Annotated in this window: 15 protein-coding genes and 1 riboswitch; of the genes, 7 read left to right on the forward strand and 8 right to left on the reverse strand. The window is 41.9% G+C overall.

All coding sequences use genetic code 11. The annotated features are described in order from the left end of the window. The first annotated feature begins 77 nt into the window (after positions 1–77). The 3 genes from I6L31_RS12385 to recD all read left to right on the forward strand — a co-directional run bounded on the left by I6L31_RS12385 (position 78) and on the right by recD (position 9,311). The gene (locus tag I6L31_RS12385) at positions 78–3,725 is read left to right on the forward strand and encodes an exodeoxyribonuclease V subunit gamma (RefSeq protein ID WP_005001218.1); all 3,648 of its coding nucleotides are present in this window, start codon (positions 78–80) and stop codon (positions 3,723–3,725) included. 6 nt (positions 3,726–3,731) lie between these two features. Then, positions 3,732–7,415: a UvrD-helicase domain-containing protein gene (locus tag I6L31_RS12390; protein ID WP_035271669.1), complete on the forward strand. Its 3,684-nt coding sequence runs from the start codon at positions 3,732–3,734 to the stop codon at positions 7,413–7,415. A gap of 135 nt (positions 7,416–7,550) precedes the next feature. Further along, positions 7,551–9,311 (forward strand): exodeoxyribonuclease V subunit alpha, encoded by a 1,761-nt coding sequence (recD, locus tag I6L31_RS12395; protein ID WP_005001222.1) that lies wholly within the window; start codon positions 7,551–7,553, stop codon positions 9,309–9,311. Between the two features lie 582 nt (positions 9,312–9,893). Here the strand turns inward: recD and I6L31_RS12400 are convergent. Further along, positions 9,894–11,201 carry a serine hydrolase domain-containing protein gene (locus I6L31_RS12400; protein ID WP_005001223.1) on the reverse strand — a complete coding sequence of 436 codons (1,308 nt, stop codon included), beginning with the start codon at positions 11,199–11,201 and terminating at the stop codon, positions 9,894–9,896. 271 nt (positions 11,202–11,472) lie between these two features. Here I6L31_RS12400 and rpsO point away from each other — a divergent pair, with 271 nt between their 5' ends. Then, positions 11,473–11,742: a 30S ribosomal protein S15 gene (rpsO, locus tag I6L31_RS12405; protein WP_004991585.1), complete on the forward strand. Its 270-nt coding sequence runs from the start codon at positions 11,473–11,475 to the stop codon at positions 11,740–11,742. A gap of 283 nt (positions 11,743–12,025) precedes the next feature. Beyond that, entirely contained in the window at positions 12,026–14,113 is a 2,088-nt protein-coding gene (pnp, locus tag I6L31_RS12410; protein ID WP_171063297.1) for a polyribonucleotide nucleotidyltransferase, read from the forward strand. 66 nt (positions 14,114–14,179) lie between these two features. On the opposite strand, the gene I6L31_RS12415 is transcribed toward pnp, so the two are convergent. Beyond that, positions 14,180–14,395: a YdcH family protein gene (locus tag I6L31_RS12415; RefSeq protein WP_004991581.1), complete on the reverse strand. Its 216-nt coding sequence runs from the start codon at positions 14,393–14,395 to the stop codon at positions 14,180–14,182. A gap of 342 nt (positions 14,396–14,737) precedes the next feature. On the opposite strand from I6L31_RS12415, the gene I6L31_RS12420 reads away from it, so the two are divergent. Together I6L31_RS12420 and crcB are read left to right on the forward strand one after the other, a co-directional pair. Further along, on the forward strand, positions 14,738–15,961 hold the full coding sequence (locus I6L31_RS12420; RefSeq protein WP_004991577.1) for a magnesium transporter CorA family protein: 1,224 nt from the start codon (positions 14,738–14,740) through the stop codon (positions 15,959–15,961). A 49-nt stretch (positions 15,962–16,010) separates the two neighbouring features. Continuing rightward, a riboswitch (Fluoride riboswitch) is annotated at positions 16,011–16,079 on the forward strand. A 70-nt stretch (positions 16,080–16,149) separates the two neighbouring features. Beyond that, a complete protein-coding gene (crcB, locus tag I6L31_RS12425) occupies positions 16,150–16,530 on the forward strand; it encodes a fluoride efflux transporter CrcB (RefSeq protein WP_005001226.1) in 381 nt (126 codons plus the stop codon). Between the two features lie 10 nt (positions 16,531–16,540). Here crcB and I6L31_RS12430 read toward each other — a convergent pair whose 3' ends face one another. The 6 genes from I6L31_RS12430 to I6L31_RS12455 all read right to left on the reverse strand — a co-directional run bounded on the left by I6L31_RS12430 (position 16,541) and on the right by I6L31_RS12455 (position 23,706). After that, on the reverse strand, positions 16,541–17,062 hold the full coding sequence (locus tag I6L31_RS12430) for a ClbS/DfsB family four-helix bundle protein (RefSeq protein ID WP_005001233.1): 522 nt from the start codon (positions 17,060–17,062) through the stop codon (positions 16,541–16,543). 93 nt (positions 17,063–17,155) lie between these two features. Continuing rightward, positions 17,156–17,485 carry a chaperone modulator CbpM gene (locus I6L31_RS12435; protein ID WP_004991571.1) on the reverse strand — a complete coding sequence of 110 codons (330 nt, stop codon included), beginning with the start codon at positions 17,483–17,485 and terminating at the stop codon, positions 17,156–17,158. Between the two features lie 11 nt (positions 17,486–17,496). Further along, entirely contained in the window at positions 17,497–18,441 is a 945-nt protein-coding gene (locus tag I6L31_RS12440; RefSeq protein WP_005001236.1) for a DnaJ C-terminal domain-containing protein, read from the reverse strand. A gap of 168 nt (positions 18,442–18,609) precedes the next feature. After that, entirely contained in the window at positions 18,610–19,485 is an 876-nt protein-coding gene (gene hslO, locus I6L31_RS12445; protein ID WP_005001238.1) for an Hsp33 family molecular chaperone HslO, read from the reverse strand. 50 nt (positions 19,486–19,535) lie between these two features. Next, positions 19,536–21,389 carry a monovalent cation:proton antiporter-2 (CPA2) family protein gene (locus tag I6L31_RS12450; RefSeq protein WP_005001240.1) on the reverse strand — a complete coding sequence of 618 codons (1,854 nt, stop codon included), beginning with the start codon at positions 21,387–21,389 and terminating at the stop codon, positions 19,536–19,538. Between the two features lie 88 nt (positions 21,390–21,477). After that, a complete protein-coding gene (locus I6L31_RS12455) occupies positions 21,478–23,706 on the reverse strand; it encodes a primosomal protein N' (protein ID WP_005001244.1) in 2,229 nt (742 codons plus the stop codon). Positions 23,707–23,848: the final 142 nt, after the last annotated feature.

Below are 23,848 nucleotides of genomic sequence, written 5' to 3' on the forward strand. Positions count from 1 at the left end.
TAGTTGGATTTAGATGTATAGTGACGAATGTTTATGATTTTGTGCATAAAAGCATAGTTTAGTAAGGTAAGGAATACATGGCCATACATGTCATTCAAAGTCAACGTATCGATGTTTTATTGCAAGGACTGGCGCGAACTTCACAATCTCGCCATGAACAACCTTTTCAGGTGTTGGCGACCCAGCATTTTATAGTTCCCAATGCTGCGGTGCAGCAATGGCTGACTGAAAAACTGTCTGAACTGCAAGGGATTCATGCCAATTACCAGTTTCATCAACGTATTCGTGGCTTTCAGTGGTATGCCTATCAACAAGTATTAAGTGAGCATAAGGATCAGGTTCGTAAAGCCAATATTCCGCGTCTGATTTTAAAATGGCGAATTTATCAGGCACTTTATTCGTATATTCAGTCTGAACAGATGCAACTTACAGTTGAACATCCGTTGTATTCGATCATTGCCCGCATTTATGACAGTGCAGATCGTCTGACACAAGGCATTGAAAAACAGCTTAAAAAGCAAAGTATGTTGTACTGGATTGCAGAACAAGTCTCACAATTATTTAGCAATTACATGTTGTATCGTGGCTCTTGCACTAAAAATTGTATCGGACCATGTACATGTGCCAGCAATTGGCTCGATGCATGGGGACGTGACCAGGCATTAGAGATTGAAAAATGGATCGTCCATAAAGATCAAATTGTTTCAGCGTTTCAACTACAACAAGCACAAGAGTTAGAAGCGTGGCAACGCTGGTTATGGAAAGAACATTTCCATCAGGATTTTTTAGAGATAGAGAAAATTGATGAGCTGTTTTGGCAGCAGCTTGATAATGAACAAACACGTGCGCAAGCGTTAAAACGGTTACCGCAACAAGTGGTGTTATTTACTTTACTGGATCTGCCACCCAGTCAGTTACAGTTTTTACGTCGTTTAGGGCAATATCTTGAGATTTATATTTTTCATTATAACCCGTCACAGGAATACTGGGCCGATAGCGTCGATCCACTCTGGAAACAGCGTTATGATGTCGGGGTAAAAGAACGTTTTATTGCCAAGAACCCTAAAGCAACAGATATTGAAATTGCGGAATTTTTTCAGCAATTCACTTTGCATTTTAATGCCGAAGCTCGTGAATCACGACATCCTTTATTAACCCGTTTGGGCAAGCAAGCGCGTGATCATTTTTCATTATTATCTAATTTATCGACGGGAGAAGAAGGGCATTGGGTCGATGCTTTTGTTGATGAGTTTCCAGAAACCTTATTGGGACATGTGCAGTCTGATATTTTGCATTTGACTGAACCCAAAGCAGCGGATTATGCCCTTGATCTAAGCGATGAATCGATTCAGATTCATGTCTGTCATTCTGGTTTAAGACAACTGGAAGTATTGCGAGATCAACTAATCTACTGGTTATCTCAGGGAACAACAGAACAGCCACGTCGTCCGAGTGATATCCTGGTGCTTACGCCGAATCTTAAGGAATTAGAACCGCAGATTCGCAGTGTTTTTCCCGCGACACCAAGTGCTGAGGGGGTGTTTTTACCTGTAAAAATTGCAGGAGTAGCCCAGCTTGATGTCTTGAATGCATGGCATGCAGTATTAGGTCGTATTCAACTGTTACACAGCCGTTTTAATTATGATGAGTTCGCTGATTGGCTCAGTCTTGGTGCAACGCAGTTATGTTATGGACTTGATGACAGCCAAGTCTCACGCCTATTGGCGTTGTTAGCCGCAGCAGGCTTTAAACGTGGCTTTGATGCAACTCATTTACAGCAAAGTCTTGTTCAGGGGGATGAGGATTATCGCTATAGCTTTAAATTTGCACTGGATCGATTGGCGTTGGGGATTGCGATTCCCGATCATGTGCTGTTTCAAGGTACGTTAAGTTATGCGCAGGTACAACCTGATGATTTTGAAATTATTGATAAATTGATTCAGATTTATCGGGATTTTGACCAGCGTCGTGATTGGTTAATAGCACACGAACAAGGTGAGCAACTGGCTGTTGAAATCTGGTTAAAACGATTAATGGTAGATGTCACTGAGTTTGAACAAGCAGGCGTAACGGCTTTAAAATCTGCACGTGACGCAATTAAAAAACAAGAACGTATGGTGACTCTGGCTAGTTTTTATGGCGAAGCTGATACACAGCATTTGCGCCAGATTGCCTTGCCATTGCCTTATCTACTTGAAGAAATTCAGCGTACTTTGGAAAATCAATCTGCACAGGCAGAACCCACAGGTCAGATTACCTTGAGCCAAATTGGTCAGATTCGTCCATTGCCTTATCGTTTGGTGGTGTTACTCAATCTGGATCAGGGGCAATTTCCAAATCGTGACAATCACACTCCGTTTGATTTGATGGATGTATTACGTCCGCAACTCGGTGATCGCTCGCGTCTGGAAGATGATCAGGGTGCATTTCTGGATGCCGTGTTGTTGGCGAAAGATCATCTCTGGTTATTTTATAATGGCTTTGATGTCAATGATGGTGAAGTCCGCGAGCCTTCCAGTATCGTGCAGGAACTCACCACACATTTGGCGAAGATTGTTAAACCTAGTGCCGATCTCTCTGAACGTGCAATTGCACTAGCTTTGCCCTTTAAACAACTGGGCATAGCACCACAACTGGCGTCACTTTACCGGATTCATAGCTTACAGCCTTTCGATGTGACGGGCTTTACTCAGCAGCCCGCTTTACAGCGCTATCAGGATCATTGGTATCAAGTGGCCAAGCATATTCAACAGCCACAAGGGACACGTTTGCCGTGGGTGAATATTGATTATCAGCCACCATCGCAAGATCTATTATTACTTGATAGTCAACAGTGGATAGCCGATGTCACTTTTCCTGCACGGTTGTATTTAAAAACTTTAGGGGTTGAAAATTGGAATGAACAGGCATTATTAGATCAGGATGAGCCTTTGTTCTTGGATGGTTTAGCTAAGTATGCGATTCGTGATTTTTTACATCAGCATCAAGCCGACGCTGCTTCAGATTTGTTATTAGATCAACTCCCTGTCAGTAAAATTAAACACAGTGCATGGCAGCAAAGTTTATTTGACCAGCAGCGTTTACAATCGCGGTTGCACGATTATGCGATGCAGGAAACCCCAACCACCTATCGAACTTGGCGTTTATCCTCACCCTTACATCTAAATATTCAAATTCCTGAAGATGACGTTCAGGATTGGGTCAGTGTGCAGGCATCAAGTGCGCGAGCGAAACGGATCGCTAAAGTTTGGTTGGAATATTTGATTTGGCTGAGCTTTTTAAATCAGGGCGAGCATGTACAAGACAAGCGCCGTATCGTGGTGTTTAGTGATCAAACCGTGATTTGTGAAGGGATTTCATCGGGTCAGGCGCGTCAATACCTCGATGAATGGTTGACAGCATGGCACTATGCGCGACAGCAGCCGTTGGTGTTGCCTGCGGCACTAATATTGCAACCTTTGGAAAAGGCTAAACACTATCATTGGGAAGACACTGAGATAGGATTTGTATTGGCTGAAAAAGATCGTGAAAATATTTTAAAAGAATGGAATAAAACAGGGGCGTTTAGCGCATTAGATGTGACACAGGATGAAAGTAGTAAGTGGCATCAGGATTGGATGTTTATTTTACAGCAGCAAGATGCTCAGGCCTTACTCAATGTTGCACTCATACAATTTTCTTATGCTTTATATGCCCCGATTTTTCAATATGTACGCACGGAGTAAGCCTTGATCTCATCTCACTCAGCCGTGTCTTATCAACCGATTACCGATATTGAATTCTCAGGTTTACATCTAATCGAGGCTTCCGCAGGCACAGGAAAAACCTTTACTTTGTCGAGTTTGATGGTACGTATTTTTTTGGAAAAATATTTACCCAATCAGGTCATCGCGACCACATTTACCCGCGCTGCGGCAGCAGAGTTGAAAACCCGAATACGGCTGCGTTTGCAAGAGATGTATCGTGATTTACAAGCCTATCGTGGTTTGACGGAACAAGAGGTTTTGGCGCAAGCCAAACAACAAACTGATCCTTTAATGCAGCATGTATTGCGTCATTTTGCGACACGAATTGACTATGCCTGTGAACGTTTAAAACTAGTGCTAGATCAGTTGGATGAACTCTTTGTCGGGACTCTGGACAGTTTTAGTCAAAAACTATTACGCGAATTTGCATTTGAAAGCGGTAAAATCGAGCGTGCGCAAATTACGGATGATGCCAAACGTTATACCCGCCAACTCATTCATGATGTGCTACGTGAATGGATTCAGGCACAACCGCAAGTATTGATCGATGGTCTGTATAATATTGGCGCTTTAAAAAGTGTCGATGCGTTTGTGGATGTGGTTGAAAATTCGTTGAACTTTACTTCAGCACAATTTCAGTCAGCACCAATGCCTGTACTAAATTGGGAGGTGTTGACTCAATTTCAATCTTTTGTACAGCATTCGGATTTGAGCGACCTACAGGCGTATTACGAGCTTGATGGCGAATACTATACCTGCATCAATGGCACCTCATTTCGAAATGGCGCATTTCATGATTTATTTACCGTGCATTTACCCCAGCTGGCTCAGGTCTTGGCTGGTGAAAATGTATTACAGTTTTTTGATGCTCCACTCGCGAGCGCGCGTGAGGCTGCATTTAAATTTCTGGATAAATTTGAACAGGGCAAAATATTTAAAAAATGTCCTGCCGAGGTGAGCGATGGATTCTATCATCATCCACTGATACAGCAATGGGTAGAGATCATCCGTCATTTAGGCATCATTCAAGATCAGCTTGAACAATTACAACAGTATTTAAAAGCCTATTTGTGTCTGGAGGTCAAACAGCGGTTACCCCAACTCCTTCAACAAAAGGGCGAGACCACCTTTTCACAGCAGATTCGTACCCTTGCGGAAGCATTACAAGGCGAGCAGGGACAACGCTTTGCGATTTTTGTGCAGGCTCGCTATCCCTTGATTTTGGTAGATGAGTTTCAGGATACCAATCAAGATCAAGATGATATGTTGGCCAGCATTTGGCGACATCCGCAGCGTTATCAAAAAGGCTGCATGATTATGGTGGGAGACCGTAAACAGGCGATTTATGGCTTTCGCGGCGGCGATATGCTGACTTTTCTCAAGGCGCATCAAGATATTAAAGTCAAGCAAGGACGAGAATATCAGCTCAGTTTTAATCACCGTTCGGTCAAGGAGTTGGTGGAAGTCGTTGATCATCTCTTTCAACAGCAGCCTGATTTTGGTGAACAGGTCATGTATGACCCGATTCAGGCTGGTTCACGAGCACATCCTGCCTTGATCGATCAAGGTCAGCCCAATGTTGCACCTTTACGCTGGTTGATGCTGAGTGATAAATCTAAAGAGGCTGAACAGGTGGCATGGAAAATCCGTGCGCTGCTCAATCAGTCACAGACGGGTGATTTATATTTGCAAGCCGAGCAAGCACAGCTTTTAATCGAAGATGATATTGCAGTGCTATCTAGAAATCATGCTGGACTCGATGCAGTACAGTCTGCTTTGGAATGTTTAGGCATTCGGGTTCATCGACCGTCACGAAAAAGCGTATTTGATCATCCGATAGCACAAGATGTTGCCGCTTTACTGACCGCAGTTTTGCATCCCTACGATGAAGCCAAAATTAAACGTGCATTATTAAGTCGTCTCATTGGACTGAATTTAAAGCAACTGGTTGAGCAGGAACAGACTACAGAAGGTTTAAGTACTTATATTGCGGCCTTTGATCATTTGCGTGAGCTTTGGTTACAGCAGGGCTTTCTAAGCGCATGGCAAGCCTGTATGAACCAGTTTAACGTCTGGCAAAATCTGGTGGCGCAGCACAGTAAAGACCATGAACGTGATGTGGTGAATTTACGGCATTTGAGTGAAATTTTAAGTCAGCACAGTGAACATTATCAGGGTGCGCAAAATCTCTATCACTGGTATTTAAAGCAGCTCCAAGCTCCAAGCCAGCGCGATTGGGAAATGGAGCGTAAACTTTCCAGTGATGCAGGCATTCAACTGATGACCATTCATCAGTCCAAAGGTCTGGAGTTTAAGATCGTATTTTTATTGGGAGCAGATAAACCTTTTAAAGATCAAAATACGGCTTTAAATTTTTCAACTATAGATGTTCCCCATCCTGAAAATGGACAAGTGACCACACAGCGCGTGATCGCCATTCAGGATAAACAACGCTTAAGTCCTGAAGCCTTGGCGCAAAATGAACAACGCAGTCGTGCCGAACAAAACCGACTCTGGTATGTGGCGCTGACTCGTGCCAGCCATCGCGTCTATGCCATGATGCAGGATCAGCAGCAAAAATCACTGGATGCATTGGCATTCTGGAAATATCAACACGGGAATTTTCAGCATCCATTTAGTTTTGATGAACAGGAGTTGGCAGAATGTCCACCGCCGTTTAAAGCGAAAATCACCGAGCCAAAACTCAACTTACAGGCACAGCCTTTGCCGACACAGCGTTTTTATGCACGTGGCAAAACCAGTTTTAGCTATCTGGCGCAACACTTAAAACCGCATCAAATCGCCAGCGATCAGTTGGCTGCACAGGATCAAAAACTGGATCAAGCCGCAGATGAGCAAGATCATTTAATTGTTGAAAGATCCACGCTCACACAGCCCATTCACTGGATTCAGCACAATTTTCCTAAAGGCACATTGGCTGGGAATTTTTTGCATGAGATTTTTGAACATGTCGATTTTCAGGATCAAAGTGAATGGATTACTGAAATTCGTCGGCGTTTTAAAAACGATTATGGTAGTTTATGGGATCAGCTTTATAGCATCTATCAACAGGATTTTCCTGAAAATGAACAGAATGAAAGTCAGCTTTATCAATGGTTAGCAGATTGGTTAAAGCAAGTATTAACCACGCCATTACATCAAGGTTTTCAGTTACATCAACTGCAAGCGGGTCAGTTTTTATCTGAATGTCCTTTTTATTTGGCATTGTCGGATCGTGTACTGGCGATGCGTCGTATTCAGCAATTATTTTTGGAATATCAGATCGAAATGCCTGATTTTCTGGACGCTCATGCCGCGCGTTACTTAAATGGTTCAATTGATTTGATGTATTTTGATGGTTCACAGTTTCATATTGCCGATTATAAGAGTAATTATCTGGGCAAAGACTTCAACGATTATCGGGCAGATGCAATTCAGCAGAATATGCGCCAGTCCAGTTATTGGTTACAGGCTGCGCTGTATTTGGTAGCGTTGCATCGTTATTTAAAAGTGAAATTGCAACATTATCAGATTGAGCAGCATTTGGGGGGCGCAACCTATTTGTATTTACGCGGCATGAATGGACAAGCTGATCAGGGATATTATTACTGGCGACCTGACACCGAGTTTATTTTGCGTCTGGATGCAATTTTAGGCTACTTTGATTGAGATGGCTTCGGGTAAATGCTTGAGGATAAAATCACGCCTAAAATGCGGATAATTGATATAAACTGATATTAATCAAATTGTTATTTTGTGGATAAGTGTGTTAATAAGCTTGTGGAAAAGCTTGAGGATAACTGTGTGGAAAAGCAAACTGACGCTGAAAATGCAGAATTGAGATGGTTGAAAAATTGGAGCGAGTATTTGGCTCAGGCACCATTCAATCTCAGGGAGCGCAATTCTGCCGAAATTGCCGAGCTGTTGCAAGCGTTAATTGAAGCAAGTTTACAGGGCGATAGCGGTTTGGCGATTTCTTCGTCAAATGTTCCTGAAGTTGAGGATTTTATCATTGATGAACAGCAGGCGAGAACTCAAGTTGCCCCGATGATCTATGATGGTGAATTATTGGCTTTATATCGTTATTGGTCATTGGAACAACGCCTTGCTCACCAAATTGCCCGTTTAAGTACGCAACAGATTCAACCGATAGCGATTGATGTTTATCTGGATTTATTAACAGATCCACAGCAACGTGCTGCTTTGCACATGGTCACGAGTCAAGCGCTGAATATCATTACAGGTGGGCCGGGAACAGGTAAAACCTATACGCTGGCGCGAATTATTGCAGTTTTAAACCAATCTATTCCAAATATTCGGATTGCGATGGCGGCTCCAACAGGTAAGGCTGCACAGCGGATGCAAGAAGCTTTACAAACCTCATTTAATGACGAAAAACTGTTGGCCTCGGGTCTGGTCACTGACACGCTGAAACAGCAAACCACGCAAACCCTGCATCGTTTACTTGGTCTGGGTCATCGGCAGATTCCACGATTCCATGCCAAACAACCTCTACCTTATGATGTGATCGTGATTGATGAAGCATCCATGCTGGATTTAAATCTCGCGACCTTGTTACTCGAAGCGATTCCCCAGAATTGTCGTCTGATTTTATTGGGAGATGCCAAGCAGCTTGCTTCGGTGGATGTCGGCTCAGTACTGGCAGATGTACAACAAGTGCCTGAACTACAGAAACATCTGGTTCATCTGATCAGTAGTCGCCGTTTTAGTGCGGAGGCTAAAATTGGTCAATTGGCGGGGTTTATTCAAAACGTCAAGCGAGATCAATCTGCCGAACAGCTTCTTCAACAATTTGAACAGCAGATTGCCATTCCTGCCACTTTACAAAACATTGAGCTCAATGCTGCGATGAATGATGTGGTTCAGCTTGAGTATTTGCCTGATCAAATCACCGATCTGATACCTTATTATGAACAATTAATGGCAGGGTTTATTCCGTTTTTGCGACAATTAAAAACCTATCAACAGTCGGACTACGCTCAGGAAAATATAGATTCTGTTATCGAAGCCTTTGATCAATATCGTATTTTGGTGGCAATCCGTTTTGGTGACTTCGGTTTGGAACAAATTAATCTTTATGCTGAACAATGGTTGACTCAGCATTTATCCGTTTTAGCTGTCGGTGGGTGGTATATTGGGCGTCCTGTGATGATGACTTATAACGATTATCAACTGGGTATTTCCAATGGCGATATTGGATTATGTTTTCGTCACCGCACCGATCCTGAACAATTTGAAGTGTATTTTCCAAGTTTGAATCTCTGGATTGCTGCACATCGCTTACCGAAAAATATTCAGACCGCTTTTGCTTTAACGATACACAAATCACAAGGCTCAGAATTTGCCCATACTGCGGTGGTATTTGATCATTCCGCAGAAAAATTACTCAGCCAAGAACTGATTTATACCGCGATTACTCGCGCCAAAAAAGTAGTGAGCTTACTGGTGGATCGGACTGCGTGGAGTAAAGCTTTAACCGTAAAAACCACCAGAACAAGTGGATTGCTTAGAAAAATTAATAAAAATTTAGCATTGTTAAGTTAGTCTATGCGGTAGACAGATCTGTACGAAAATGCTTACATGGTTTCGAGAAATTTGCGGATAGAGCCGCTGCCTTTTTTTTGAGATCATAGTTCTGCACAAAAAGCTCAGCAAGGAATGCTGAGAAAATCGCAAAACAATAACCATAAAGTTGAAAAACAGCGAACTTACAGTGAAGTAAGTGATAAGCGAGGAAACTTACAGCCGCTAAGCCTTGTAGTTTTGGGAGAGACTACAGGGCTTTTTTATTGTCTTTTATCTGAATTCTTAGATTAGCATTTACAGTGATCAAAATTTAAATAAAAAATACAGAATATTACAAATAGTTAGGATAAATCATGGATGATTAAAAAACCTAAAATATTGCGTAAGTTTTCACTTACATATTGATACGTAAAATACTACTTTTCTACATAATGAGTTGTGGCAGAATGACAAGTGTAGGAACTGATGATGTCTAGCTCGTATATACATCATGGAGTAAAAGGTTGTAAGACCTTGAGACAACAATAAAATAAAACAACAACGATTCAAAATAAAAATACAGCGCAAAAGAGCCCAAGTTACGCTTGGGCTTCTTTTTGTCTAAATGGCTTGTAGCCACTCATGTTCAGCTTGACCTGAACCAAAAAGTGAACGACGCGATTGCTTTGGAATTCGTGGACATTGCATCGAGATTTGGTAAAGTACATTTGCTAAAGCAGGTAGATGGGTGCCAATCACCGACTTTCCTGTGGTCAAAAATGACACGCTAATATCGCGCTCAGGATCAGCCCAGCACAAAATATTGGAAAAGCCGATATGCCCAAAGGCTTGTGCTGTTTGTGGGCCAAATAATCCGACAGGATTACTTCCGAGCATTCGGCCAAGTGCATAACGCATCGGGGCAAGTAAAGTGCGATCCAGACTGGTTACTGAGGTAGGTAAAGTCGCCCGAAATACGGTGCGGGGACTCATGATTTGCTTGCCTTGATATTGACCGCCACTCAACAACATTTCAAAAAAGCGGCCTGCTTGTTCAGCACTGGTATAGATATTGCCAGCGGGACAAATCGTGTCCATAAAACGTGTGTCATTGGTCACATCGACTGCCAGTTTTAAACCACCACCGAGCACATGATTGAGATAATGATCCGTTCCCAGACGAGGATGTAAACCTGTCGGATAATTCAATGCCACTTGGTCGCGGTATTTAGCGTCTAAACCATAATTGAAAAATGGCATATTCATGGGCTTTTCGATAGTTTCATGTAGAAAACGGCGTAGATCCTGACCAGTTACGCGCTCGATCAATTCACCTAAAATATAGCCCGCAGTGACGGCATGATATGCTAGCCGCGAACCTGATACAGATACTGGCTTGGCCGCATACAATCGTTTTAAAATTTCATCCTTATCGAACAGTAATTCGGGTGTTACCTCGCCTTCAATTTTGGGAATACCGCCACGGTGTGACAGCAAATGAAATATCGTGGTGCGACGTTTACCATGTGCGGCATATTCAGGAATATAATAACTAATCGGGTCAAGTAAATTAATTTCGCCTTGTTCGTCCAGCATGTGGATCAGCATTGCTGTAACCATTTTTGAGGCAGAAAACAGACAGACAGGCGTATCAGCTGAACCCACTTTTGCCGTGTTACTTAATCCCCGAGTTGAATTGCCAGAGGCATAACCCAGACTACGGTTGAGTAAAATCTGACCTTTACGGCGTAAACAAAAACTGATGAAAGGATAATTTCCAGTTTTATAAGCACTTTCTACACTTTTCCATATTTTTTGTCGTTGTTGCTCGGTCATTGCCCCTTGTTCTGGATGAACTTCATCCTCTTGTCTCATCACAGCAGCAAGATCATGGGGTACAAAACAGGTATTGGTTGATAATAATTTCACAGTCATTCCATATCTTTTCTTTTTATATCAGATGAGTGTGAAGCGTTATGAGACAAAAGTCAGTGTCTAAAATGACCAGCATGCATGTGTAATGTGCAATGAAATATTGCCAGGCGGATAAGCTGTATGATTTAAGAATTGTCAATTCAACCTGAATCCTTTAAAATACGTCACTGCTGTAGTGATGCACGGCAGTCAATTGGTTTTAGGTTCTCCTTGAATCGATTGATCAGTATCAATTTATTTTATTTAAGCATCTCGGAGAAATCGAATGGCTTTAACTAACACAGATCGCGCAGAAATCATCGCTAAATTTGCTCGTGCTGAAAACGACACTGGTTCACCAGAAGTACAAGTTGCTTTATTGACTGCTCAAATCAATGATTTGCAAGGTCACTTTAAAGAACATAAACACGACCACCATAGCCGTCGCGGTTTGATCCGTATGGTTAACCAACGTCGTAAATTACTTGACTACTTAAATGGTAAAGACCACGGTCGTTATGTAAGTCTAATTAACGAACTAGGTTTACGTCGTTAATTCGATTTCAGGCTTGATTTTCGGTATTTATATGACGTGGTGTTTAAGCGTTAAAAAGAGAGTGCTGAAAAGAAAGTATCATTTGGTGTGTGTCACTAAATGACTTTAGAAGGGGCGATTGTTCGCTCCTTCTTTGTGTTTATTCTCTAGTGAGGTCGGCTTCTAAGCTTTGTCATTGACCATTGTTTGTAATCATCTGATCGCAATGGTTTGAATGCCAAACCTTAGGGGTCTCCACTAGAATAATTGTTCAAAAAGAACTAGGAAAATATAATACATGTCAATGTTTAATATCGTTCGTAAAGAATTTCAATTCGGTCAGCATCAAGTTGTTTTAGAAACAGGTCGTGTGGCACGTCAGGCAAATACCGTATTAATCACCATGGGCGGTGTAACGGTACTTGTTGCTGTAGTTGCTCAACCTAAAGCAAAAGCAGGTCAAGACTTTTTTCCACTGACTGTAAACTATCAAGAAAAACAATATGCTGCTGGTCGTATTCCAGGTGGTTATGGCAAGCGTGAAGGACGTGCGTCTGAAGCTGAAACTTTGATTTCACGTTTGATTGACCGTCCAATCCGTCCGTTGTTCCCAGAAGGTTATTTCAACGAAATCCAAGTCACTGCAACAGTGGTGTCTTCTGATAAAACTATGGATGCAGATATTGCTGCCATGTTGGGTACATCTGCTGCATTGTCGATTGCGGGTACGCCATTCCGTGGTCCTATCGGTGGTGCGCGTGTTGGTCTGATCAATGGCGAATACGTTTTAAACCCAAACTTTGAGCAATTGGCACAGTCTGATCTTGACCTGGTTGTTGCAGGTACAGAATCAGCAGTCCTCATGGTTGAATCTGAAGCGAAAGAGCTTTCAGAAGATCAAATGCTTGGCGCTGTTTTGTTTGGTCATGACGAAATGCAAATCGCGATTCAGGCGATTAAAGAGTTTGCCGCGGCAGCGGGTGCGGTTGAGTCAACTTGGGTTGCCCCAAGCAAAAATGAAACGTTACTTGAACAATTAAAAGCAGCGTTTGAAAGTAAAATTTCTGAAGCTTATACCATTGCGGTGAAGCAAGATCGTTATGCAGCGCTTGATGCATTGTATGCAGAAGCGGTTGCCCAATTTGTTCCTGAAAATGACGAAACGGGTATTGCTGACGAAGTCAACGAGCTATTTGAAGATCTGAAATACCGTACTGTACGTGACAATATTTTGTCAGGTAAGCCGCGTATTGATGGTCGTGATACTAAAACCGTTCGTGGAATCGATGTACAAGTGGGTGTACTAGAACGCGCTCATGGTTCAGCATTGTTTACACGTGGTGAAACTCAGGCATTGGTTACGACCACTTTGGGTAATACCCGTGATGCATTGATGGTTGACACCCTTTCTGGTACTAAAACTGACAACTTTATGTTGCACTATAATTTCCCTGCATACTCTGTAGGTGAAACGGGTCGTGAATCTGGCCCGAAACGCCGTGAAATCGGTCATGGTCGTTTGGCTCGTCGTGGTGTTCAAGCAGTTCTTCCTGCTGCTGACCGCTTTCCATACGTGATCCGTATTGTATCTGACATTACTGAATCAAATGGTTCATCTTCAATGGCTTCTGTTTGTGGTGCTTCATTATCATTGATGGATGCAGGTGTACCATTAAAAGCACCAGTTGCGGGTATCGCGATGGGTCTAGTCAAAGAAGGCGAGCGTTTTGCCGTGCTTTCAGACATTTTGGGTGATGAAGATCACTTAGGTGATATGGACTTTAAAGTGGCTGGTTCTGCCAACGGTATTACTGCGCTACAAATGGACATCAAGATCGAAGGGATTACCGAAGAGATCATGGAAGTTGCATTGAATCAGGCTTATGCTGGTCGTATGCACATCCTGAATGAAATGAATAAAGTCATTTCTCGTGCACGTCCAGAAATTTCAATGTTTGCACCAACCTTTGAAGTGATCACGATTAATCCAGACAAGATCCGTGATGTCATTGGTAAAGGTGGTGCGACCATTCGTCAAATTACTGAAGAAACCAAAGCGGCGATTGATATCGAAGACAATGGTACTGTGCGCGTATTTGGTGAATCTAAAGCGGCTGCACGTGCTGCCATTGCCAAAATTCAAGCGTTAACCGCTGAAGTTGAGCCAGGCAAAATCTATGATGGTAAAGTGATTCGTATCGTTGAATTTGGTGCGTTTGTGAACATTATGCCAGGTACGGATGGTTTGCTTCACATCTCTCAAATTTCAAATGAACGTGTTGCCAACGTGACTGATGTATTGAAAGAAGGTCAAGAAGTCAAAGTTCAGGTGGCTGATGTCGATAACCGTGGTCGTATTAAACTGACCATGAAAGACATTGAACAGGCTTAAATAAAGCTGTTTAAAATTGATTAAAAAAATCCGCCGCGGCGGATTTTTTTAATGCTCATCAATCCACTATTGTTCTGCTTGTTTCAGCATTTTATAGAGTTCATCTTTGAGTTTTAATTTCTGGCGTTTTAAGTTTTCAATTTCATCTAAACCGCTGGTTACAGGGTTTTGCTCTAGACGAATGATTTCGTGATCGAGCGCATTGTGTTCTTCAAAAACTTTGGAAAAATGCGCATCATCTTGCTTGAGTTGACTGATAAGAGCGCGATATTCTGGGAACATAAATTCACCTTTGATACTGTGTTTAAATTCATCTCTCTGATTTGAGTATGCGTGAAACTCACCAAAAATGATCGTAAAAAGCATGGACGAGCCATACAGATTTAATCCTTAATAATAGTAGGGTTTTATGCTATAATATGTCAGTCTTATTGAGTGAATATTTTTTATTTGTGTAACATTTGATCAATTTGCAGTGTTGCATTGTAATTTTTGAGCATCCTCGCTTCGATCCATCTTGATAACTATCCATTGAAATTGAATCTTGTCCTCAATTGTTGGGTACTTAAGTTTTTATTCAAAGATTTATGCTAAAAATAACAGTAGAAATTAAGAGATACTGTTATGCAGATTTATTATTTTTATCGGCACACTACAGAACAATATGTGTTTTTAAGCCATGAACATCAAACCGATCATCCGTTGATTTTTCAATGGGTCGATTGCATACGTGAAGATGTGGTCAATCATGCAGAAGAATGGCAAAAAAAAATTAAAGCGATCACAGATCTTAGCATTAACGAATTTCATATTCGGGATATCTTAAATATTGATCATCCGTGTGATTTTGACACCATGGAAGATTACGATGTTCTGATCTTTAGAAAAATTATTACGCCAGAAGATCATATCGAAAACAATAATAGTGTAGGTGAGCAACATGAAAGTATCTTTGGACTGGCGACCACACCGATTAGCTTTATTGTGAGTCAGCATATTCTGGTTAGTGTCAGAGAGCAGGGTAATCAAGCTGTAGATAATTATGTGCAACGTTTTCAGAGCATTTTACAGCGCAGCATACAGGAGCAAAATAAGCCCAGAAAACTGCCTCAAAGTCCGATTGATTTAAGTTTGAGATTACTTAACACCATTATTGATGGTTATCTGGCATTGCGAACTCCGCTCACTCGTCGTGTTGAACATTGGCAAAGAGAGTTGTTACAGGGGCGAAAGCGTTTTAATCAATGGCCACAGCTTTTTCAGGAAAATATGGCATTTCAGCAAGTTGAAAACTTGTGTGAAGAACAGATTGAAACGTTGCAGGAATTACGTGATGAATTGGTGGAAAATTATCACCATTTGATGGGTGAACATGCCACCGAATCTCCTGATCTGTTATTAGTCCGTATGAATGATTTGGTTAGTCATTTAGAACGCACACAAAAACACACCTCACGTTTACGCATGGCGATTCAGTCTGCAATTGATTTGCACTTCAATGCGATTGCCAATCAAACCAATGAAAATATGCGTATTTTGGCGATTATTACCGCTGTATTTGCGCCGTTAACCTTATTAACAGGGGTTTATGGCATGAACTTTGAATTTATTCCCGGCTTAAAGTCGCCATTGGGTTTTTGGATGATGCTTGGCGTGATGCTATTGTGTACTGTCTTACTACTATATTATTTTTATCGGCAACATCTGGTGGGGCGTGGGGAGAAAAGCGTGATTGAGCTTTTGGCACAGCAAAAGCGTCAGCATAACGTCAATTTGTTTTGGTTTCTGGATTATGAGCCTTTAAAGCAAACCCTGAAAGAAGTTGAAAAGATAACCAAGCTTAAGTAAAACCTGCATGAGTGTTCAACTTCACATTTGAATTTGACTCGGTTAGACTAGAGCCACAGGAGATGGCATTCCTCCTGCTACAAACCGCCAGTGATTGGCTAATGATGCCTACGATCCTTTCATTTGACAGAGGAGCGTAGGTGTACGTGCTCTGTTGAATAAACATGATTTTGGAGCATGTGGTTATTATGTATTACTCACTTTTGTCTATCGCGCTGGGTTCTATATTAGGGGCGTGGTCACGCTGGTTTTTGGGTTTAAAATTTAATGCAACTTTTGAAAATGTCCCACTGGGAACATTACTGGCAAATTTAATTGGTGGTTTTATTATTGGTTTTGCCATCGCATTTTTTGCCAATACCAATCTCAGCCCAAACTATAAATTATTTATCATCACGGGGTTTTGTGGGGCACTCACCACATTTTCGACGTTTTCGGCAGAAGTCGTGGGTTTGTTGCAGCAACAAAAATTTTCAATCGCGATTTTTGTGATTTGTATTCATTTGCTGGGTTCGTTGATCTGTACCATTTTAGGATTATTATCTTATCAATGGATTGCACAAAATTAATGCTTATGAATTACACCCTAGGTTGAAAATTTTGAATTTTGAGCCATTTACTGACTCTGTTTTTGGCATTGAGATACGGGGAAGCCGTATTCAATTGAATCATACGACCCATGGTCCATTGGTTGTACCAGCTTTTTTCATACAGTTCTGCATTGGTTTTTGTTTCAATCAGTTCAACCATGCGAGTTTTGCTTAAGCTGAGTCGTTTGATGAGCAAAGCGTAGTTAAGATCACTATAATCCTGATAAAATTTCTGAGCAAGTTGACCCAGCTGATTCCATTTATAGCCTGTTTCAGGAAAATCAATGGTTTTTCCTGAAGCATCCATAGACAGCCACTTCAAAACCAACTCGTTCCAGCCAATTAAATAAGCCAGAAGATTGCATATACTCATCTGGCTGCCTTTAACATGTCCATCTAAGGTTGGTTGCTGCGTTTGTTCAACGGGAACTTTATCGAGTTGTTGGATGAGTTTATTAAAATTGGTTTCAATCGCATTTAATAATTCATTTTTATTTTGGGGTACAGCCATTATGATTCTCTGAAGATAAGTTTCATTCAGTTCTGAACCATTTTATGTCCAGAAAAGTTCGCGATAAGTGGCATTATCGCGAATATAAAATGATCATGCTTGATTTGAACGAATTTGTCGACGTAACTGATGAACTTCATCAATCAAATCCAGCATAACCGACACCGCAGAAAGACTGGCGTCAAAATCACGTTGTAAACGATAGGCTCGTCGTGCGCGAATCACATCTGTACCAGAGAAACGGTACTGTTGCGGTTGACCTGAAGTCGATAAAATATCGTACTCGATTAATTGCAAAATCCATTCAGGACTTTGACCACTGACTTGTGCAAAGTGAGTCAAATCAAAAGTACACTGTTCATCAATGACTTCTGCTTCATTCAATCCGCTATATGTGATTTCACGATAATGAATAGTAGGCATCATTCAGCTCCTTATGAACGCGGTGTAAAGGATGAAAAGGCTTGAGCAAAGCTCTCATAAGCTTGCTGTTGCTCTGCGGTTGTGGCGATAGGTAGCACGATATTTAAGACCAAATAGAGATGACCTGCGGTTTTATTTGGAATCCCTTTATCTTTCAGTCGAAGTTGTTGACCTGTTTTGGCATTTTTCGGCAAATTAACTCCTAACTTACCCGCAGGAGTATTCACTTCAATTTTTTGCCCCAATGCCGCTTCCCATGGAGCAACATCGATTGTTGCATAGACATCTGCGCCTTCTACCCGTAAGCGATCGGTGTCTTTATACTGGATTTCAATATAAAGATCGCCATTTTCACCGCCATTGATGCCACTTTGACCTTGTCCACTTAAGCGAATTTGCTGACCTTCTTTCATGCCTTTTGGAATTTTGACCTGTAAGGTTTTACGTTGAACTTCTGGTTCACCGTAGGCATTGACGGTTGGAATTTGCAGCGTGATATTCTGAGTGGTTCCATGGTAGGCAATTTCGACATCTACTTCGATACTGGCATGTTGGTCTTCACCACGATAACTGCGTTTTTGACGTTGATATTGGTAATCACCTCCGCCAAAACCTGAGCCAAAGCGACCAAATAGATCTTCAAAGCCCTGAAAGTCAGAGGCATTGCCTTGACGGTAAAATTGTGCGCCATCAAAACCACCAGATGCACCTTGAGCTCCTTGTCCAAATCCTGCAAAGCCTTGAGGATGATCCAGCATCTGATCATATTCAGCCTTTTTAGTGGCATCGCCCAACGTATCGTAGGCGACATTAATCGCCTGCATTTTGGTTTCAGCATCTGATTCTTTACTAATATCAGGATGATATTTCTTTGCTAATTTACGATAGGCTTTCTTGATTTCGTCTGCTGAGGCGCTTCGTGTAACCCCGAGTTCTTCATAGTAGTTTTTTGCCATAAAAGCTCTTTTAAAATTGGGTTTTATTTCTTTTAATTATGGTGATGAACTGAGCAATTACAAGACCATAAGCATAGTAAAATGTTGAGATTTGGAAAATGAAACGCAGCAAAAAGCCTTCAGAATCTCAGAATTCTGAAGGCTTTGATTGGTGTTATCACATGTCTTTTAGCTTAAATGCTCGCCAAACAGGCCCAATGCTTCTTCCGCAGTAAAGCTATATTGAGTATTACAGAATTGGCAGTCCATACGAATTGGATTTTGCTCGGTCAATATTTCACGTACCGACTCCACACCAATCTGAATCAGAGCTTCGGCGCAGCGTTCTTTGGAGCAGGTACAGCCAAATTTGAGATGCTCAATTTCAGGCAAACGAACTTGCTCTTCATTATACAAACGATACAAAATTTCATTGGCTGAAAGTTCGGTCAGCTCTTCTGGCTTGAGGGTTTCAGTTAACATGGTCAAACGTGGCCAAATGTCTTCATCGATCAACTGTTGTTCTTCTTCATTGTTACGCGGAAGCAGTTGAATCAATAACCCCCCAGAACGTTTCGGCGTGGTAGCCAATACAATATGGGTCGGAATCTGGGCAGATAAATCATAATATTGCATTAAACAACCTGCCAGCGTTGGTTGATCCAACGGTACAATACCCTGATAACGATCACCAAATTCGGGTTCAATATTAATAAACAATACTGGATTTTGCAGGCTGCCTAACACTACGCTGCTGTCTGTGCCTTCCTGAAAGTGTGGGTCTTGTTCATAATCTGCCAAAGCACGGATTTCACCCAAATGGTTACATTCCGCCATTGCCCATTTAAATGTCCCCGAAGCCTGAATTTGTAGGCTAATACGACCTTTAATTTTTAAGGTGCTGGCCAGTAATGCTGTTGCACTTAGCATTTCACCCAATAGGGCTTTGACCGCAGGCATATAATCACGTTGCGCTAAAATGGTTTGCAAGGATTCTTCAAGATGAACCACTTCTCCACGAACAGGGCAGTCCTCAATGTAAAAACGTTGGCGTAGATCAGACATATTTTTCTCCATAACCCTGTCTTAATGGTGTCTTTATTGTAAAACACAAGTCAATCGTGATCATCTCGTGTCACATTAATACGGTGCTTTTGTGTATCGTTTTCTAAACCACGTTGTAAATTCACACCTGAACTGACAGGCTGATTTCTTTCATCACTTTCAAACAAATGTTCAAGTTCCGCTAACATATTACGATGCGTTTCAACGATTTTTTGTTCGTCCGTATAAATACTTTGCTGTCTCGCCAACAATTTTTCATCATAATCACGGAAGGTTTCGATATTTTCATAGGCCTGTTCGGCAGAGACGCCCAGATCACAAAGTACCCGATAAGCCATACCCAGTGAGGATAAATAGGTTTCACGCCAGATATGCTCGATTCCGAGATCACGCAGCAAATGCACATGATGTCGATCACGAGCGCGGACAAACAGTTTAATTTCAGGATAATTCAGGCGAATATGTCGCGCGACGTTCATGTTGTCTTCTACATCATCCACCGCCAGAACAAAAATTCGAGCCTTTTCAATACCTGCTGCACGTAAGATCTCAGGCTGTGTGACATCTCCATAATACAGCGTTCCACCGTAACGTCTGACGAAATCAATACGCTGCATGTTATTGTCAATTGCGGTAAAACTAAAATGATGCAGCCGTGCGATGCGCGCAATGATTTGTCCAAAACGACCAAAACCTGCAATGATAATCGGGTGATCATTGGCGGGTATTTCATCATATTCGGGTGCTTTGTCCTTAAATAAAACAGGCACAATTTTCGAGGTCATGAGCCAGTATAAAACGGGAGTCAACATCATCGATAAAGTCACTATTAAGGTCAGCGGCTCTACTAATGCCTGAGTGAGGACTTTCTCGCTTTTTGCTGCACTGAGTACCACAAACGCAAACTCGCCCCCTTGTGCCAGACAGGTGCCCATCAACAGGCTATTTTTCCAACTGTACTGATTAAATCGGGCAATCCCCGTTAAAATGATCAGTTTGATCAGCATTAAACTGATTGCACCCCCAATAATCAGCCACGGCATATCGACAAATAGCGAGATCTGAGCAGTCATGCCCACAGTCATAAAGAACAGACCCAAAAGTAATCCTTTAAACGGGGCAATGCTGGCTTCAAGCTCATGACGAAATTCGGAATCAGCTAGTAATACTCCAGTTAAAAATGCACCCAGCGTCGTACTGATACCTAATAAATCCATCAGCAAAACCACGGCCAATACAATAAATAAACCAACCGCAGTAATCAGTTCACTTGCACCACTATCCACGACAAAGCGAAAGAAATAACGCAGAATATATCGACTAAATAAAAACAAACCTGTGAAGGTCGCTACAATGGCAGCAAAGTAAGCAATTCCATGATGTGTGGTCTGTGTGCCAGCCAAAAGCGGAATCACGGCTAATAACGGAATTGCGGCAATATCCTGAAAAAGTAAAATGGAAAAGGAAGATTGCCCATAAGTCGTATTGAGTTGTTGTTTTTCACTTAATAATTGTAAGACAAAGGCGGTTGAAGACAGTGCCAATGCAAATCCGATCACAAAACTACTGGCTAGATTTTGCTTGAACAAAAGTAGTGTGATCAGCATTAAAATCACACCCGTGAGCACCACTTGCATACTTCCCATGACAAAAATGGAATGTCGCATTTCCCATAAACGCTGTGGACGAAGTTCCAAGCCAATAATGAACATCAATAAAATCACGCCAAATTCTGCTAGATGCATAATGGCATTGGCATCACTGGCGATATTTAAAACACTGGGGCCGAGTAAAATACCCGTAAATAGATAACCAAGTACCGTGGCAATGCCAAAGCGTTTACCCAGTGGTACGATCAGTAAGGCTGCGCCTAAAAATAGAGTGATTTGTAATAATAATGACATGGATTACCTTGATCGTTTTGAGCTCAGTTCCTTATCTCACCAGTATAAACATCATTTAAAACAAGATAGATGTCAGATCATGAACATTTTAATTAAATTCCTGTGGATCAACATCAATCGATAAACGTAATTGATGCTGTTTAGGTAAATGCACCACTTGCGCCCACCATTGCCGTAAAAAGAAGTGCATACGTGCGCGATCTTGCGACAAGATCACCATATGCGCCCGATAGCGTCCAGCTTTGCGTTCCATCGGCGCGGGAATAGGTCCCCAAATCTCAATGCTATCCTGCGCCATTAACTGTAATTGGGCAGCGATGTCAGCTAAGAATTGCTGACTATAGTCACGGTTTTTAGAATCTGAACGAATCAATACCGCATAACGATAAGGAGGCAACAATGCAGCTTTACGCTCATGGAGCATATGTTTGGCGACAGCACGATAATCTTTTTCGATCAGCGTGGTGAGCATGGGGTGCTCAGGTCTCAACGTCTGTAAATAAACGTCACCTTTATGTTCCCCACGTCCAGCACGACCAGACACTTGTACAATCAATTGTGCAGTACGTTCAGGTGCACGAACATCGACAGACAGTAAACCTGCATCGATATCTAAAATCGCAACCAAGGTGACAAAAGGAAAATGATGACCTTTGGCGAGCATTTGTGTACCCAGCAAGATCATGGGTTGATTTTGCTGAATCCGATCATAAATTTTCTGCCAGCTTCCGACCCGACTGGTGCTGTCTCGGTCGACCCGAATCACATCATGATCTGGAAAAAGTTCATTAAAATGTTCTTCAACTTTACCTGTTCCCATTCCGAGAGTCTTTAGGCTCTGATGCTGACACTCTGGACATTGATCGGGTAAGCGCTGAATCGTACCGCAATGGTGACAATGCAGATAAGTATAAGGTTGAGTATGCAGCGTAAAATGCGCATCACAATGTGGACAATTGGCTTGCCAGCCACAGCTTTCGCAAACCAAAACAGGTGCATAACCCCGGCGATTCAGAAAAATGAGCACTTGTTCTTTTTTATCCAGTTTTTTTTGGATTTGCTCAATCAGTTGTTGACTCAACCCTTGCTTTTTCTTGGCAACCTTTAAATCAATCACATGCATTTTCGGCATGAGTGCCACACCCGCACGTTGATTGAGTTGTAGTAGTTTTAATTTTTCCTGTTCGACCAGATGGTAACTATCAATACTTGGTGTGGCTGAGCCTAAAATAACAGGGCAGTTTTCTAAATGCCCTCGATACAGCGCCACATCCCGTGCATGATAACGAAAGCCTTCCTGTTGTTTATAGGAAATATCGTGTTCTTCATCCAGAATGATTAAACCAAGATTATGCAAAGGCGTATAAATAGCAGAGCGTGTGCCTAAAATGATTGAAGCTTTACCCATTTTGGCTTGTTGCCATGCTTGCAGACGTTTGGAGTCGTTTAAGCCCGAATGCATCAGCGCAACATCACAATGAAAACGCGATTTAAATCGGGAAATGGTTTGTGGGGTCAGTCCGATTTCAGGCACTAAAACCAGCACTTGCTTACCTTGTTTCAACACCTCATGCATGATGTGTAGATAGACTTCGGTTTTGCCACTGCCTGTTAAGCCGTCCAGTAAAAAAGCTTGATAATGATGGAGCGACTGAACCACGTGTTGAATGGCTTTTTTCTGATCATCGTTGGGGGTGAGGGGCATTTGTGCCAATTGAACGGGTGTCGGTCGAAAATCTTGTGTTTCTAAATGACATTCGACCAGATCTTTTTTTGCCAAAGCGCGTAAAGTTGCAGTTTCTACCCCACTTAAATTTAAAATGTTTTCGGTTGTTCCAGTCGGGTGTAGTTTTAAAATTTGATAGGCTTCAAATTGCTTTTGCGAGCGTTTAAGTTTGGATTCTGCATCTTCACAAGGTTTGATTTTCCAGATATGCGCCAAAATATCCAATGGTTTGCCTTGTCGTAACAGTGCAGGCAAAGCCGCTTGCATCACCTCCCCAATCGGAAACTGATAATACTGTGCTGACCATGTCAACAAAGTTAAAACTTTGTCATCTAAAATGGCATCATCATCAAGCAACTCAAAAATAGCTTTGAGCTGAAACCGTGAATCCAGTGGAATATCTGGCGCGATTTTCTCGGTAATGATGCCAATCAATTTTTGCCGACCAAAAGGAATTGCTACGCGCGCGCCAACCTGAGCCTGTTGATATTGAGCCTGAGTTAAGCTGTAATCAAAGGTCTCATACAGATAGACAGGTACAGCGACCCGAATACGGTAAATCTCTGTTTGAGGTGGCGGCGTGTTTGGCATAAATCTGTATCGTCACTATTTTTTAAGATGATTCGTTTTCGGATGATAGGTGCTGTGCTAAAGTGTGCAAAGCTGTAATGCTCCGAAATATGAGGGATTCTGTAGGAAAGATGCAACAGCTAACCGATTATTTTTTGGAAAA

The sequence above is a fragment of the Acinetobacter septicus genome (assembly GCF_019355975.1).
GTDB classification, from domain to species: domain Bacteria; phylum Pseudomonadota; class Gammaproteobacteria; order Pseudomonadales; family Moraxellaceae; genus Acinetobacter; species Acinetobacter ursingii.